This is a genomic window from Dellaglioa algida DSM 15638 (assembly GCF_001434695.1).
Classification (GTDB): domain Bacteria; phylum Bacillota; class Bacilli; order Lactobacillales; family Lactobacillaceae; genus Dellaglioa; species Dellaglioa algida.
Genome location: NZ_AZDI01000005.1, coordinates 1 through 16,249 on the forward strand (window position 1 = coordinate 1; position 16,249 = coordinate 16,249).

General features: G+C 36.6%; 12 protein-coding genes, 4 tRNA genes and 1 rRNA gene. 16 read left to right on the top strand and 1 reads right to left on the bottom strand.

Annotated features, from left to right (window positions below; translation table 11 throughout):
* Positions 1-80 precede the first annotated feature (80 nt).
* The 11 genes from FC66_RS04505 to FC66_RS04555 all read left to right on the top strand — a co-directional run bounded on the left by FC66_RS04505 (position 81) and on the right by FC66_RS04555 (position 7,405).
* Positions 81-152: transfer RNA gene (locus FC66_RS04505), tRNA-Glu, on the top strand.
* 9 nt (positions 153-161) lie between these two features.
* Positions 162-234 (top strand) — tRNA-Thr (locus FC66_RS04510).
* A gap of 36 nt (positions 235-270) precedes the next feature.
* A 5S ribosomal RNA gene (gene rrf / locus FC66_RS04515) occupies positions 271-386 on the top strand.
* A 209-nt stretch (positions 387-595) separates the two neighbouring features.
* On the top strand, positions 596-2,059 hold the full coding sequence (locus FC66_RS04520; RefSeq protein WP_057974200.1) for a peptide MFS transporter: 1,464 nt from the start codon (positions 596-598) through the stop codon (positions 2,057-2,059).
* 62 nt (positions 2,060-2,121) lie between these two features.
* Positions 2,122-2,946 carry a metallophosphoesterase gene (locus tag FC66_RS04525; RefSeq protein ID WP_057974201.1) on the top strand — a complete coding sequence of 275 codons (825 nt, stop codon included), beginning with the start codon at positions 2,122-2,124 and terminating at the stop codon, positions 2,944-2,946.
* Positions 2,947-3,012: 66 nt separating this feature from the next.
* Positions 3,013-3,096, top strand: a tRNA-Tyr gene (locus FC66_RS04530).
* Positions 3,097-3,107: 11 nt separating this feature from the next.
* A tRNA-Gln gene (locus FC66_RS04535) sits at positions 3,108-3,179 on the top strand.
* 114 nt (positions 3,180-3,293) lie between these two features.
* Complete coding sequence (gene proC / locus FC66_RS04540) at positions 3,294-4,091, top strand: pyrroline-5-carboxylate reductase (RefSeq protein WP_057974202.1); 798 nt, start codon at positions 3,294-3,296, stop codon at positions 4,089-4,091.
* Between the two features lie 74 nt (positions 4,092-4,165).
* Complete coding sequence (gene nagA, locus FC66_RS04545; protein WP_057974203.1) at positions 4,166-5,293, top strand: N-acetylglucosamine-6-phosphate deacetylase; 1,128 nt, start codon at positions 4,166-4,168, stop codon at positions 5,291-5,293.
* Between the two features lie 25 nt (positions 5,294-5,318).
* Positions 5,319-6,020, top strand: a complete 702-nt coding sequence (locus FC66_RS04550; RefSeq protein WP_057974204.1) for a GntR family transcriptional regulator — start codon at positions 5,319-5,321, stop codon at positions 6,018-6,020.
* Positions 6,021-6,175: 155 nt separating this feature from the next.
* Positions 6,176-7,405: a NupC/NupG family nucleoside CNT transporter gene (locus FC66_RS04555; protein ID WP_057974205.1), complete on the top strand. Its 1,230-nt coding sequence runs from the start codon at positions 6,176-6,178 to the stop codon at positions 7,403-7,405.
* Between the two features lie 39 nt (positions 7,406-7,444).
* Here FC66_RS04555 and FC66_RS04560 read toward each other — a convergent pair whose 3' ends face one another.
* Complete coding sequence (locus tag FC66_RS04560) at positions 7,445-8,191, bottom strand: WecB/TagA/CpsF family glycosyltransferase (RefSeq protein ID WP_057974206.1); 747 nt, start codon at positions 8,189-8,191, stop codon at positions 7,445-7,447.
* 162 nt (positions 8,192-8,353) lie between these two features.
* Between FC66_RS04560 and FC66_RS04565 the strand changes: the two genes are divergently transcribed.
* From FC66_RS04565 to FC66_RS04585, 5 genes are all read left to right on the top strand, one after another.
* Positions 8,354-9,817 (top strand): nicotinate phosphoribosyltransferase, encoded by a 1,464-nt coding sequence (locus FC66_RS04565; RefSeq protein ID WP_057974207.1) that lies wholly within the window; start codon positions 8,354-8,356, stop codon positions 9,815-9,817.
* Between the two features lie 17 nt (positions 9,818-9,834).
* A complete protein-coding gene (gene nadE, locus FC66_RS04570; protein WP_057974208.1) occupies positions 9,835-10,662 on the top strand; it encodes an ammonia-dependent NAD(+) synthetase in 828 nt (275 codons plus the stop codon).
* Positions 10,663-10,865: 203 nt separating this feature from the next.
* On the top strand, positions 10,866-13,520 hold the full coding sequence (locus tag FC66_RS04575) for a cation-translocating P-type ATPase (protein WP_057974209.1): 2,655 nt from the start codon (positions 10,866-10,868) through the stop codon (positions 13,518-13,520).
* A gap of 15 nt (positions 13,521-13,535) precedes the next feature.
* Entirely contained in the window at positions 13,536-13,976 is a 441-nt protein-coding gene (locus FC66_RS04580) for a hypothetical protein (RefSeq protein WP_057974210.1), read from the top strand.
* Positions 13,977-14,073: 97 nt separating this feature from the next.
* On the top strand, positions 14,074-16,248 hold the full coding sequence (locus FC66_RS04585) for a Tex family protein (RefSeq protein WP_057974211.1): 2,175 nt from the start codon (positions 14,074-14,076) through the stop codon (positions 16,246-16,248).
* Position 16,249: the final 1 nt, after the last annotated feature.

Consider the following 16,249-nt stretch of genomic DNA (forward strand, 5'->3'; position numbering starts at 1 on the left):
GCGAGGGTAGGACGTTGCCATGCTAATAAATAATTTAAAAATGTGCTAATCGATCTGATTAACACGTTTTTATGTATTATGACCCGTTGGTCAAGTGGTTAAGACACCGCCCTTTCACGGCGGTAACATGGGTTCAAATCCCGTACGGGTCATTTTTTTTCGCCGGCTTAGCTCAGTTGGTAGAGCATCGGTATCGTAAACCGAGGGTCACAGGTTCGACTCCTGCAGCCGGCATTTTAATGGTTGCAAAGTTATTATTCAAAAAAAGAGTGTGGTGGCGATAGCAAGAAGGATACACCTGTTCCCATGTCGAACACAGAAGTTAAGCTTCTTAGCGCCAAGAGTAGTTGGGGGTCGCCCCCTGCGAGGGTAGGACGTTGCCATGCTAAATATGAATGGACCGGAAATTTTACGACCGTTATTAAAGGAGATTTGTCAAATGACAAATCTCCTTTTTATTTATAACGTGTTAAATGATAAAACAAGTAGTAATTGATTAGATAAAAGTAAAAATTTGATTTGACTATTGATATATTAAAATTGTATAATGTGTAATGCATTAAAAATACATACTAGTTTATATCGGAGGAAGTCCATGAAAAATAAAAGTACAGATACGGCCTTTTTTGGTCATCCTAGAGGTTTATCAACACTATTCTTTACAGAAATGTGGGAACGATTCAGTTACTACGGAATGAGAGCAATTCTTTTATACTATATGATTTCTAAGGTAGATGGTCTTGGTTATGATCAAGCTACGGCAATGTCAATTATGTCAATTTATGGTTCATTAATTTATTTATCAGGTGTTATTGGTGGATTTGTTAGTGATCGTATCTGGGGCAGTAGAAAAACTGTATTCTTTGGTGGAATACTTATAATGATAGGACATATCGTTTTGGCGACACCATATAAATCAGTTGCGTTATTTATCTCAATTGCACTAATTGTATTGGGAACTGGATTATTAAAACCTAATGTTTCTGAAATGGTCGGTGGACTATATAGTAGCAAAGATCCAAGACGTGATTCTGGGTTTAGTATCTTTGTATCTGGAATTAATATTGGCGCATTGATTGCACCGTTATTAGTTGGATGGGTTGGACAAGAATACAATTATCACGTTGGGTTCTCTCTAGCCGCGATTGGTATGTTTTTCGGTTTAGTTCAATACTACTTCGATGGAAGAAAATATTTAACTAAAGATAGTTTATATCCTAATGATCCAATTCAACCTAATGAGTTGTCATCTATTATGAAAAAGGCATCAGTTGGTATTATTGCTTTGGCATTAATTTTAATCATTATGTTTTTATTTAAAGCATTAAACATTACGAATGTTATTCTTTTAATTACAATTCTTGCAGTTATTATTCCTGTTTATTACTTTACTATGATGCTTACAAGTAAAAAAACGTCTAAAGTTGAGCGTTCAAGACTTACGGCATATATTCCTTTATTTATTGCTAGTATCTTATTCTGGTCAATTGAAGAACAAGGATCCGTCGTTTTAGCAATGTTTGCTTCAACTAGAACAGAATTAAGTGCTTTTGGAATTTCTTTTCCGGCTAGTTTCTTCCAAAGTATGAATCCAATGTTTATTTTAATCTACGTACCAATTTTTGCTTGGTTATGGGTTAAATTAGGATCAAAACAACCTAGTTCGCCTGCTAAATTTTCAATTGGTTTAATGTTTGCAGGTGCTTCATTCCTTTGGATGATGTTACCAGGAGTTCTTTTTGGAACAGATACTAAAGTTGGACCCTTATGGTTAGTTGTTAGTTGGATGATGGTTATGCTTGGTGAGGTTTTGGTCTCTCCAGTTGGACTCTCAATTACAACTAAACTAGCGCCTAAGAGCTTCCAGTCGCAAATGATGAGTGTGTGGTTCTTAAGTGATGCCGTTGCTCAGGCGTTAAATTCACAAATCGTTCGTTTATATACACCCGGAACAGAATCAATGTATTTTGCAGTTGTCGGTGGTATAACTGTAGCCTTCGGTATTATGTTAAGTTTCTTCATTCCTAAAATTCATAAGCTGATGGAAGGCGTCAATTAAATAGATTTTTCTTAAAAGATATGTTAATTTTAATTAGCATATCTTTTTTTGAGGAGGAAAACATGACAATTATTGCAACGAGTAGTGATAATCATTTTGATGTAAATAAAGTAAATGTAAATGAGATTATTGATCAACAGGCAGCATACTTGCTCTCAATGAATGTTGATTATTATTTGATCGCTGGTGATTTATTCAATGACTTCGACGAAACGTTGAAATATATTAGCGATTTAAAAAAAATCTTGAATAACCGAGTTGTTGTATTGTTTATTGCGGGTAACCACGATATGGTAAAAAATGTAACGTTTGATACATTAGAGACTCTTTCAAACGAGTCGTACCTTCATAACCGATATATTGATATTCCTGGCACGCAATGGCGACTTGTTGGAAATAACGGATGGTATGACTATAGTTACTCAAAACAGCTGAAACGGTCTGATGAGGAAATGCTGCGTTGGAAAATGAATTATTGGATTGATAGAAAAATTGTTCAACCTATGTCAGATGTAGAGCGATTCAATTTAAGTTTAAAGCAAACTGATAAATTAATAAGTGAGGGCAAAAAATTAAATAAGAAAATTTTATTTATGACTCATTTTGTGCCTAGTCTTTCATATATTAGGGTAAATGATGATAATCGCTTCTGGAATGTTGTAAATGGCATGTTGGGTAGTCAGAAGATGGGAAGTTTATTAGAGAGTTATAAAGTTGAAAAAGTTTTATTTGGACATTTGCACGTTAAACACAATCCAGTTCAGATACATGAGACGACGTATTACATGAAACCAGTGGGGTACGGCCAAAAAAAATATAACGAATGGACAAAAAATACGTTCATGGAAGAGTGGAAATTTGCGTTACAAATAATTAATTTAAAATAAATGAAAAAAAAGCTTGATATTTGTTTCATTTTTTTGTATGATAATTAAGTCGGATAAAGCTGATATGGAAGAGTAGCGAAGAGGCTAAACGCGGCGGACTGTAAATCCGCTCCTTCGGGTTCGGTGGTTCGAATCCACTCTCTTCCACCATTTTATAATATTGGGTTATAGCCAAGCGGTAAGGCAACAGGTTTTGATCCTGTCATGCGATGGTTCGAATCCATCTAACCCAACTAGTTAAAAAGCAGATACTTAGGTATCTGCTTTTTTGTTTTACTTGTAACTTTAAATTTTTTTGCGGTATGATGGGGATAGAATTTAAATATGGTGTATGAAATGGGGAAATTATGAAAATTGGATTTATTGGGGCTGGTAATATGGCTCGCGCGATAATTGAGGGTTTAATCAAGGCAGATTTTGTGACAGCAAAAGAAATATTAGTTCATAGTGCGAGAAAGACTAGTTATGAGCCTTATGCGAAGGAAAATGGGCTTACAGCGTTAGATAGTAATGATCAAGTGGTTAGTGAAGCAGATATTGTTTTTCTTGCTGTTAAACCAATTGTATTGGCGAAGGTTTTAGCGGAAATTAAAAGTTCAGTAAGGCAGCATACACCTGTGCTCGTTTCAATCGTATCGGGTGTTTCAATCTCCGAAATTGAAACAGAGCTGGATAATCAATCAGTCAGCATTTTAAGAACAATGCCAAATGTTAATGCAACCGTATCTGAAAGTATGACTGCATTAGTTGGAAATGATGCTTTAACGGAAAAACAAATGAAACAGGGGACTGATTTATTTGACACCATTGGAGAAACGATGCAAGTTGCCGAACATGATTTCAGTACGTTTGTTGCTCTCGCTGGGAGTTCACCTGCTTTTATCTACTTATTTATTGATACACTTGCCCGAGCTGGGGTTAAATATGGTTTAGCAAAGGATGAGGCAACTAAGATTGCCGCTCAAGCCGTGTTAGGGAGTGCCAAGAAGGTATTGTCTACTAATGACGTGCCTTGGAAATTGATTGATGAGGTTTCGTCTCCAGGTGGTACCACTGTTGCCGGATTACTTGCGATGGAAGAAGCTGGGTTCATGAATTCAATTATCAAAGCAGTTGATGCAACGATAGCTAAAGATCAAAACTAAATTTTGATAGAACCTTGTATTTTTGGTCTATACCGATTATACTAAGTGTATAAATTGAAGGGATGGCGGATAAAATGAGTATTGTTTTAAAACATGCTGTAATCTATACGGGTTCAGAAAAAATTGAAGATGCATATATTCGATTTGATAAACAAATTAGTGCAATGGGGCCAATGAGCGATTATAGAGCTTTGGCAACTGATGAAGTGAGAGACGTTGATGGACAAGTTCTCGTTCCTGGATTTATTGATGTTCATAGTCATGGTGGCTATAGTTTTGACGCAATGGATGGGGATGCCAACCAAATCAATGAAATGGTTACTGATATGATTCATGAAGGTGTCACGACTTATTTTGCGACAACGATGACACAATCACATGAAAATATTGCTAAAGCCATGGTTGCTATTAAAAAAGCAGCTGAGATGAATCCTGTTATTCGAGGTATTCATCTTGAAGGACCATTTATTTCACCTGTTTTCAAGGGCGCACAGCCTGAAGAGTACATTGAAGCACCAGATACAAAATTATTTGATAAATGGAATGAATTATCTGGTCATATGATTAAACTAGTTACTTATGCGCCAGAACATAAAACATCTCCTGAATTTGAAAAATACTGTATTGAAAATAATATCGTACCTTCAGTAGGTCATAGTAACGCTACGCGTGAAGAAATGAAACATTCACGTGCAAGTCATGTAACGCATTTATACAATGCTCAACGTGAATTTAAGCATCGTGAACCAGGTGTAACTGGACATGCATTTTTAGAAGACAATATTTATACGGAAATTATTGCTGATGGTTTCCATATCGTACCTGATATGATTAAATTAGCATACGATTTAAAAGGTCCAGAACGTATTGAATTAATTACGGATTCAATGCGTGCCAAGGGGATGCCTGAAGGTTTGAGCGAACTTGGTGGACAAAAAGTTATTGTTAAAGACAAGCAAGCAAGATTGGAATCTGGTAACCTTGCTGGATCAGTTTTACAATTCCAAGATGCATTTAGAAATATTATGAAGTTCACTGGTTGTGGTATTGAAGAAGCTGTATTAATGACTTCTGTCAATCAAGCTAGAGAATTTAATTTGACGTCAAAAGGTGCAATTGAAATTGGAAAAGATGCCGATATGAATTTATTTGATGCTGACTTGAAATTAGAAAGCACATATAGTTTAGGACGCAAATTTTAATAAAAGTTTAGGGTGGTAATTGCTGATGGGATCTCCCATATATATTCAAATTCACAATGATATGAAAAAAACAATCGAATCTGGTGAATGGGAAGTTGGCAATCGCATTCCGGCAGAGCGCGAGCTAGCCGTTGTATTTGGTGTCAGTAGAATGACACTCAGGCAGGCGATTCAAACCTTAGTTGATGAGGGTATTTTGGAACGTCATGTAGGTGATGGAACGTACGTTGCCCGTAAAAAGGTGCAAGAAAAAATGTCTGGTGTTACAAGTTTTACTGATTTAATGGCTGAACAAGGTAAGGTTGCTTCAAGTAAGACCATAACATACCATGTTACAACGCCTTCATTAAGTGAAATTGAAAAATTACAATTAAGTGATGGTGAGCTCGTTTTACGAATGGAACGAATTCGTTATGCTGACGGGTTACCAATTTGTTTTGAAGTTGCAACAGTCCCTAATAAATTAGTTGATGGATATAGTAAAACTGAAATCACGAGTTCTTTGTACCGTACGTTGGAAGAAAAAGCTGAATTGACGTTAGGTGGGGCACAACAGACGGTGTCTGCAATGTCTGCCGCTGAAAACATAGCTGAGTACCTCTCAATCAAGCGTGGTGAAGCCATTTTAAGACTTCGTCAAGTTAGTTTTTTAAAGAACGGGGAACCATTTGAATATGTTCGGACACAATATGTAGGGAATCGTTTCGAATTTTATCTAGAAAAATAAAGTTCAAAAAAATATTAATTGCTCTATCTCAACCGTATCAGTGGATGAGATAGAGTAATTTTTTTGAGGGAATTTTGTTCGATTGACATCAAATTAAGATAAGGCTATATTATTTTAGGAGCAAAAATAAATTATTTGAAGGAGTTTTAATCTATATGTATTTATTAGTTAATATTTTAGGTGTTGCCATTTTTATTTTAGTTGCATTAGCGTTTTCCAAGAAAAAAAGAGAAATAAACTGGCGCTCAATTGCAATTATGGTTGTTATTAATTTATTTTTGGCTTGGTTCTTAACAGAATTCTCACTAGGACGTAATATGGTGGAAGGTGCCGCTAATGGGTTTAACTGGTTAATGAGCGCTGCATATCAGGGTATTCAATTTATGGTGCCAGCTATGCCTAAAGTAACTGAATTAGGGTTCTTTATGAGTGTCTTGTTGCCCGTTATTATGATTGTACCGTTATTTGATATTTTAACGTACATCGGCATTTTGCCATGGATCATCAAATGGATTGGCCGCGGTTTATCAAAAATAACTGGTCAACCAAAATTTGAATCATTTTTCGCAGTAGAGATGATGTTTTTAGGAAATACAGAAGCGCTTGCCGTTTCAAGTTTACAATTAAAATTAATGAAATCCGAACGAAACTTAACGTTGGCAATGATGTCAATGAGTTGTGTGACGGCCTCAATTATTGGTGCCTATACAACAATGATGCCAGGTCAATATATATTGACAGCTATTCCAATCAATATTATTAATGCCATAATCATAACGAGTATCTTAAATCCAGTGAAAGTAACTGCTGAAGAAGATACTATTGCTGAAATGACTGGTAGTAATTCAAATGATTTAGAAGTTTCTGAATCAGATGGTAAAAAAGAACCATTCTTCGCTTTCTTAGGTGATTCGATTTTGGGCGCTGGAAAATTAGTTTTAATTATTGCCGCAAATGTTATTGCCTTCGTAGCTTTAGCAGCCTTGATTGATAATATTCTTGGATTAGCTAATCCAAACTTATCACTTGAAAATATTTTAGGGGTTATCATGTTCCCATTTGCTTGGTTAATGGGCTTCAATCCTTCAGACGCGTTTGAATTAGCACGTTACATGGGAACAAAATTAGTTACAAACGAATTTGTTGTCATGGGTCAAGTATCAAGTACGATTAACTCATTCGCACCACATTACAAAGCAGTATTAACTGTCTTTGTAACGTCGTTTGCAAACTTCTCAACAATCGGCATGATTATCGGTTGTTTCAAGGGAATTGTAAATAAAGAAAAAAATGATGTTATCGCAAGAAACGTTGGTTACATGTTATTATCAGGTATTTTAGTATCATTGTTATCAGCTGGTATGGTTGGTATTTTTGTTTGGTAATATCAAAGTACGTAAAAAAGAACCGAGAAAATTAATTTCTCAGTTCTTTTTTTTGCGTCTTGAAAATTTTTCTTTATATATTAAAAATAAATAATGTGGGATGGCTAACATTCTAATAAAACGGGTAGGCTCTTGGAAGAGTCGGTACAGCCATTCGACATGGTGATCTTGCCAAAATTGAGGCGCACGGTTGACGTTACCAGCTAGAACATCAAAACTACCACCGACGCCCATCCAAATACTATCAGATACATGGCGATTCCGTTGAATAAATGCTTCTTGGTTAGGAAACCCCGTTGCAACAAAGACGAAATCGGGCTGTGTAGCCTTTATTTTGGCAACAATTTCGTGATCGTCCTTGAAATAGCCGTTATGAAAGCCTACTAAATTGATATTTGGGTAATCCGTATCCATTTTAGTCACGACTTTTTGGATAACGGGTTCTGCTGCCCCCACCAAATAGATTGATTTGTGATGACTATTAGCCCATTCAAGTAGGCTTGTTAAGGTATCAAAACCAGTTATTCGTTCAGGGAGCGGCGTTCCTAAGATGGCGCCACCTTTAATAATGCCAATACCATCTGGCGTAACATAGTCGGCCTGCGAGAGGATTTTTTTGTAATCCAAATGTTGTCTCGCAAATAAAACAATTTCTGGATTTGCCGTCACAATAAATCGATTTTTACGAGCTAATGAATCAGATTTGATTTGTGCTAAAAAGTTAGCGTTGGTTGTATTAATAAACTCAATATCTAAAATAGTTGTTTTTTTAAAATTATTTGACATAAAATTATCCTCACTTTATGGACTTTGATTCATTATAGCAGAAGATAAATTGAAAATGAGAGCTGAATATGACGAATTGCCGAAAAAATGGTAAAATGTAAATTATAATTTGTGTGCTGGAAAACCTTTCTAGTAATGCATTCATTTTAAAGGAGAAACATCATGGTAAAAAATTACCCAGATGATAGTTATACTTTACATACGGACGCTTACCAAATCAATATGATTCAAACGTATTGGCAAAAAAACATTCATAATAAAAATGCTGTATTTGAGGTTTTCTTTAGGAATCTACCATTTTCCAACGGTTACGCAATTTTTGCTGGTTTAGAACGAGCGATTAATTATATTCAAAATTTAAAATTTTCAGAGACAGATATCGCGTACTTAAGAGAAGTGGCAGAATATCCAGATGATTTTCTTGCTTATTTAAAAGATTTTCATTTTCGTGGTACAATTCGTGCTGCTGTTGAAGGTGAAGTTGTTTTTAACGGAGAACCTATTTTACAAGTTGAAGGCCCTCTAGCAGACTGTCAGTTAGTTGAAACGGCGCTATTGAATATTATCAACTATCAAACATTAATTGCAACAAAATCGGCCCGGATTAAAGCCGTTGCTGGAAATGATGGCGTATTAGAATTCGGGACTAGACGTGCACAAGAATTTGACGCTGCTATCTGGGGTACACGTGCAGCGTACATCGGTGGATTTGATGCGACGAGTAACGTTCGAGCTGGTAAGATTTTCGGTATTCCTATTAGTGGAACACACGCTCATTCGTTAGTTCAGGCTTACAGGGATGACTATGATGCCTTTATGGCTTATGGGACAACGCATCGTAATTGTGTCTTTTTAGTGGATACATACGACACCTTAAAAAGTGGCGTTCCTAGCGCAATTAAAGTTGCCAAAGAGTTAGGCGATAAGATTAACTTTATGGGCGTGCGGATTGATAGTGGCGATATGGCGTACATCTCTAAACGGGTTCGTGAACAATTAGATGAAGCCGGTTTTACGGAGGCTAAAATCTATGCTTCAAACGATTTAGATGAAAAAACAATTACTAACTTAAAAATGCAAGGTGCTAAGATTGATGTTTGGGGTGTTGGCACAAAATTAATTACGGCTTATGATCAGCCTGCCTTAGGTGCCGTCTATAAGATGGTCGCTATTGAAGGTGGAGACGGAAAAATGGTTGATACCATTAAATTAAGTAACAATGCTGAAAAAGTATCGACGCCCGGCAAGAAACAAGTTTGGCGCATTACGAATAAGGCTGATGGTAAGACTGAAGGGGATTACATCGCATTGTGGGATGAAACACCTCAAAAACAAGAATCACTTTATATGTTCCATCAACAATATACGTATATCAATAAGTTGGTAACAAATTACAATGCGCGTCCAATTTTACAAGATATTTTTGTTGGAGGCGAACTGGTCTATGATCAACCTGAGTTAGATGAGATTAGAGAATACTCAAGAATTCAGTTGGAAGGATTATGGGAAGAATATAAACGCGAATTGAATCCGCAAGACTATCCCGTTGATTTATCGCAAAAAGCTTATGATAATAAAATGTCTATTATTCAAGAAATTAGAAATAATATGAATAACATTAAGTAAATGAGGGTGGGTTAATTTTGACTGACTTACAAAAACAAATTATCGAAACGTTAAAAGTAAAATCAAGTATAGATCCCGCAGAAGAAATTCGAATTAGTATCGATTTCATGAAAGCTTACCTACTGAAATACCCATTTTTAAAATCTTTGGTTTTGGGAATTTCTGGTGGACAAGATTCAACACTTGCCGGATATCTAGCACAGCAGGCAATCAAGGAATTACGTGAAGAAACTGGCAATACGGATTATCAATTTATTGCAGTCCGCTTACCATATGGAAATCAAGCTGATGAGTCTGACGCATTGGACGCCATTAAATTTATGCAAGCGGACCAAGTGGCACGTGTCGATATTAAAGGTGCTACTGATGAAATGGTAAAAAGCTTGATTGCAAATGACCTTGAAGTTTCTGATTTTAATAAAGGAAACGTGAAGGCTCGCCAACGAATGATTGCCCAGTACGGAATTGCTGGTGCAAAAGTTGGTGCCGTCGTTGGAACGGATCATGCTGCCGAAGCAATTACTGGATTTTATACAAAATATGGTGACGGTGGGGCAGATATCACACCACTTTGGCGATTGAACAAGCGTCAAGGTCGATCAATGCTGACCTTGCTAGAGGCACCTGAACATTTGTATTTGAAAGTACCTACGGCCGATTTGGAAGAAGATCGTCCAGCACTACCTGATGAGGTCGCATTGGGCGTAACTTATGATAATATTGATGATTATCTTGAGGGTAAGACTGTTTCGAAAGAAGTTAGTAATAAGATTGAAAATTGGTATTTAAAGACGGAACACAAACGCCACTTACCAATTACTTTTTATGATTCTTTTTGGAAGTAAATAGTTGCGTTACGCGTTTCATTTCAGTTATACTTAAAGAAATCATAGGGGAGTAACTAGCGGTTTAACCGCGGCAATGTCACCAACAAGAAAGTTCTTTTTCTGGTATTGCCTTAAATAGTGAGACTTATGTATGTTCAAAGTTCCGCAACATACATAAGTCTTTTTTTGTATATTGCGAAACTATTATAAGGAGGATCACTATGGCAAAAAGGATTTATGCACAATCAGTTGAAGATGTTCTGGCAGATCAAAAGACAGATCTGGAAGGACTAACGACCCAAGAAGTAACGGAACGAACAGAAAAGTATGGACTAAACCAACTATCTGAGGGCAAGAGCAAGTCAATGATTCAAAAATTCTTTGATCAATTCAAAGATTTCATGATTATTGTCTTAATTGTTGCGGCTTTAATTGCGGCTTCATCAGGAGAAGTAGTAGACGCAATTATCATCATGTTAGTTGTGGTATTGAATGCTGTATTCGGTGTTTTCCAAGAGTCAAAGGCCGAAGAGGCAATTAATGCATTAAAAGAGATGTCTACACCTAATGCAAATGTCAAACGAAATGGTCAAATCGAAATTGTAAAAAGTGAGCACCTAGTACCGGGAGACATTGTGTTGCTTGAAGCTGGCGATGTTATTCCGGCAGATTTACGATTAACACAGATTGCATCACTTAAAATTGAAGAATCTGCACTAACGGGTGAATCGGTGCCTGTTGATAAAAGTTTGCTTCTGTTAGAAGATGAAGATGCCGGGATTGGCGATCGCCACAATATGGCCTTTATGAACAGTAATGTTACTTATGGTCGTGGCGAGGGAATTGTCGTTGGCACGGGAATGGATACTGAGGTTGGACGAATTGCCGGTATGCTTAACTCCGCTGATGAAATGAAAACACCATTACAAGAAAATTTAAATCAACTAGGTAAAACGTTAACGATTTTAATTTTAATCATTGCTGTTATTGTCTTTTTCGTTGGGTTACAAAACGGAGATAACAGTGTTATCGATATGTTACTGATTGCAATCTCATTAGCCGTTGCTGCTATTCCAGAAGGATTACCAGCGATTGTGACCATTATTTTAGCGCTTGGTACACAAAAAATGGCTAAACGTAATGCAATTGTTAGAAAATTACCAGCAGTTGAAACATTGGGTAGTACGGATATCATTGCATCAGATAAGACGGGAACATTAACGTTAAATCAAATGACTGTTGAAAAGCTATTTATTAATAATGAGTTAGTTGATGCCGATAAGGTAGAGACTAATTTAGATAATCCGTTATATCAAGTCATGTCATTTAGTAATGATACGAAACAGACATCTGAGGGCGAGTTAATTGGTGATCCAACGGAAACAGCTTTAATTCAGTACCATTTAGACCATGGTTTAAATGTGACGGAGCTATTAGCTAAAGAACCTCGTGTCGCTGAAGTGCCATTTGATTCAGAACGTAAATTAATGTCAACTATTCAAAAGAATACTGATGATACATTCTTTGTTGCAGTTAAAGGTGCGCCCGATCAATTATTGAAACGTGTTACACGTTATATTGAAAATGGCGAAATTAAAGCAATGACTGATGCACAATTAGACCATATTATGGCAAATAACCATGATATGGCAACACAGGCATTACGTGTGTTAGCATTTGCTTATCGTCAAATAGATGCTATTCCTGAAACTTTAGATTCAGAAACCGTAGAAAATGATCTGATTTTTGCCGGATTGGTTGGGATGATTGATCCAGAAAGACCAGAGGCAGCCGCTGCAGTTCATGAAGCAAAGAAAGCTGGAATTCGTCCATTGATGATTACTGGTGATCACCGTGATACTGCTGAAGCAATTGCTGTTCGATTGGGAATTGTTGAAGCAGGGCAACACGAAGCGATTATTTCTGGTTCTGAGTTAGATGATTTGTCGGACGCAGAATTTGAAAATAAGGTTGAACAATACTCTGTTTATGCGCGAGTATCACCCGAACATAAAGTTCGAATTGTTAAAGCATGGCAGAAAAAGAATCAAGTTGTTGCTATGACCGGTGATGGTGTGAATGATGCGCCAGCCCTAAAATCAGCAGATATTGGAATTGGAATGGGTATTACCGGAACAGAAGTATCTAAGGGTGCTTCAGATATGGTTCTTGCCGACGATAATTTTGCGACAATTGTTTTTGCTGTTAAAGAAGGTCGTAAGGTCTTTTCTAATATTCAAAAATCTATTCAATATTTACTTTCTGCTAACTTGGGTGAGGTTTTAACTTTATTCGTCATGACGATGATGGGTTGGAGTATTCTGGCACCTGTGCATATTTTGTGGATTAACTTGGTGACAGATACGTTCCCCGCAATTGCATTGGGTGTAGAACCCGCTGAAAAAGGATTAATGAGTCACAAGCCACGTGGACGTAAATCAAACTTCTTCTCTGGTGGTGTAATGCCAAGTATTATCTATCAGGGTATTTTAGAAGGTGCCATAACATTATTTGTTTATTGGTTAGCTTTAACGTATCCTGTTCATATGGGTGATAAATTAATTCATGCAGATGCTTTAACAATGGCTTTTGCAACATTAGGATTAATTCAGTTATTCCATGCGTTCAACGTGAAATCGATTCATGGGTCAATCTTTAACCGTAATATCTTCAAAAACGTAACATTTAACTGGTCAATCTTGGCATCATTTGCGTTGCTTGCAGCAACTATTTTAATCCCCGGATTAAATAAAATGTTCCATGTTAGCCATTTGGATATTTACCAATGGGGAATCGTTTTAGCGGGCTCATTCTCAATCGTCGTAATTGTTGAAATTGTGAAATTTATTCAACGATTATTCGGAAAAAATAAATAAAAGGAAGTTTATACTTTGAAAAAAAGAATCAATGTAAATTTTTATATTAATGCGTTAAATGATGTTGCTCAAGCAACTGAAGAGATGGGTAATTCACTAAATGATCATTACGAAATAATGGAAAAAGCAATTATTGCAAATGATTTTTCGATTGTTTCGGATGATGAATTTACCACGACCAAAGAAAAATTTGTTGAAGGTACAGCAAATTATCAAGAAAACTTAAGTAAGTTAGATGATTTGCAAGTTCCAATCCCCGTTTTAGGGAAGCATAAAAAATTGGTGAGTGGTTACCGGACTTTCGTTGAAGGTTGTGACGACATGACCAATAGTATTAATGTAGAAAAACACCTAGTTGAAGTTGATGCATTTAGAGCATCAGAAGAAAAGCAAGACCAGGGAATGACACAAACAACTGATATGATGCAAAGAATTATGCAACAAATTTTAGGTTAGCATTAATTAAAGAGATTAATTTTAGGAATGGTTGTACTGACGCCTATTATTAGTCTCTTTTTTATGAACAAAAAATACTCGAATTGAGGTTATTATTATGGAAAAGGCAATTATGCCAATTGTATTAAAAGAGTTAAAGCAGTATAAGGAAAAACAAGTTAACGCTGTTTTAGCGATGTTAGATGAAGGAAATACTGTGCCATTTATTTCACGATATCGAAAAGAAAGAACAGAAAGTTTAGATGAAGTCCAAATTCGTGAAATTGAGTCAACTTATAAACATGTGGAAAGTTTAGAAAAACGCAAGGCAGAAGTTATCCACACAATCGATGAGCAAGGTAATTTGACGGACGCTTTAAAGAATAAAATAAATGCTGCACAAAAATTACAGCAAGTTGAAGATTATTATTTACCTTTTAAACAAAAACGTCGGACTAAAGCAACAATTGCTAAGGAAGCTGGATTGGAACCATTTGCCAAATGGTTGTTAACATTTCCTCAAGCATCGACTGAAATTGAGCAAAAGGCAGCAACCTTTGTGAATACTGATGAAGCAATTATGAACGAAGAAGATGTCTTTGCGGGTGCCCATGAAATATTAGCCGAAGCATTTGGCGAAAGTGCTGAATACCGAGAATGGATTCGAAAGGCAACGCAAAAAGACGGTCTTTTTGAAGCTAAAGTTAAGTCTGAAGAAAAAGATGAAAAAGAGATTTATCGAGACTACTACGAGTTTAGTGAGTCATTGAAATCAGTGGTGCCGCATCGGGTGTTAGCAATAAACCGTGGTGAAAAAGAAGGTATTTTGAAGGCAAGCGTAGTAGTACCAGAAGCAACGATTATGACGTTTATGCATTTTAGAATTATCGGTAAAAATACCGGTGATGCCGTTTCTTTCATAGAGGATGCCTATCGAGATAGTTACAAACGATTTATTAAACCAGCAATTGAGCGTGAAATTCGTAAAGGCATGACAGAAGTTGCTGAAGAACAAGCAATTAATGTGTTCGGAGATAATTTATATCACCTGCTTATGCAAGCACCCCTTAAAGGAAAAATAGTTTTAGGCTTTGACCCAGCTTATCGAACGGGATGTAAGTTAGCGATTGTGGATGGAACAGGTAAGTTCCTAGATAAATTGGTGATTTATCCACATAAACCGGCAAGTGGTGAAAAACGTGCCGCCGCTGCTGGACAATTTAAAAAGTTCCTTGATCAATATCAAGTTGAGATGATTGCGATTGGTAATGGAACGGCAAGTCGTGAATCTGAACAATTTGTTTCAGATATTCTAAAAGAAATTGAACGTCCTATTTTTTATGTAATCGTCAATGAAGCTGGTGCATCGGTTTATTCAGCCAGTCAAGCCGCACGTGACGAATTTCCAGAATTACATGTTGAAGAACGTTCAGCTATCAGTATTGGTCGGCGCCTGCAAGATCCACTAGCTGAGTTAATTAAAATAGATCCTAAATCTGTTGGTGTTGGTCAATATCAACATGACGTTGCTGAAAAGAAATTGGATGCGCAATTAGACGTTGTGATTGAAAATGCCGTAAACAATGTTGGCGTTAACTTAAACACAGCTAGTTCAGAGTTATTAACAAAAATCTCTGGATTAAATTTAACAATTGCTAAGAATGTTGTTACGTATCGTGATGAGAACGGTAAGTTTACGAAGCGTCAACAACTTAAAAAGGTTCCTCGCTTAGGACCTAAGGCATATGAGCAGGCTATTGGATTCTTGCGTATTGTTTCTGGGGATAACATTTTAGATAATACGGATATTCATCCCGAAAGTTATCCACTAACGAAACTTTTGTTGAAAGAATTGGGGATAAAGGTGACGGAACTCGGGCAAGCGGAGACAAATGACCAATTGGCGCATGCAAATGCGGATAGTTTAGCACAGGTTGTGGACAGTGGTGTTGAAACTATTTCAGATATATTAACAAGTCTTCAAAAACCGGGACGCGATTTACGTGATGACATGCCAGCGCCATTGCTCCGTCATGACGTTTTAACGATTGAAGATTTAAAACCAGGGATGTCCTTACAAGGAACTGTTCGAAATGTGATTGATTTTGGTGCATTTGTGGATATTGGTGTTAAGCAAGATGGACTTGTCCACATTTCTCAATTAACGGATAAGTTTGTTAAAAAACCGAGTGAAGTCGTTGCAGTTGGCGATATTGTGACAGTTTGGGTAATGGAGGTTGATCTAAACCGACATCGTGTACAACTAACAATGAAACGACCAGCGGATAAGTAAC

Bases quoted from the DNA above. Each gene is read 5' to 3' on its own strand.
- FC66_RS04520 (WP_057974200.1), top strand. From the start codon at position 596: ATGAAAAATAAAAGTACAGATACGGCCTTTTTTGGTCATCCTAGAGGT.
- FC66_RS04525 (WP_057974201.1), top strand. From the start codon at position 2,122: ATGACAATTATTGCAACGAGTAGTGATAATCATTTTGATGTAAATAAA.
- proC (WP_057974202.1), top strand. From the start codon at position 3,294: ATGAAAATTGGATTTATTGGGGCTGGTAATATGGCTCGCGCGATAATT.
- nagA (WP_057974203.1), top strand. From the start codon at position 4,166: ATGAGTATTGTTTTAAAACATGCTGTAATCTATACGGGTTCAGAAAAA.
- FC66_RS04550 (WP_057974204.1), top strand. From the start codon at position 5,319: ATGGGATCTCCCATATATATTCAAATTCACAATGATATGAAAAAAACA.
- FC66_RS04555 (WP_057974205.1), top strand. From the start codon at position 6,176: ATGTATTTATTAGTTAATATTTTAGGTGTTGCCATTTTTATTTTAGTT.
- FC66_RS04560 (WP_057974206.1), bottom strand. From the start codon at position 8,191: ATGTCAAATAATTTTAAAAAAACAACTATTTTAGATATTGAGTTTATT.
- FC66_RS04565 (WP_057974207.1), top strand. From the start codon at position 8,354: ATGGTAAAAAATTACCCAGATGATAGTTATACTTTACATACGGACGCT.
- FC66_RS04575 (WP_057974209.1), top strand. From the start codon at position 10,866: ATGGCAAAAAGGATTTATGCACAATCAGTTGAAGATGTTCTGGCAGAT.
- FC66_RS04585 (WP_057974211.1), top strand. From the start codon at position 14,074: ATGGAAAAGGCAATTATGCCAATTGTATTAAAAGAGTTAAAGCAGTAT.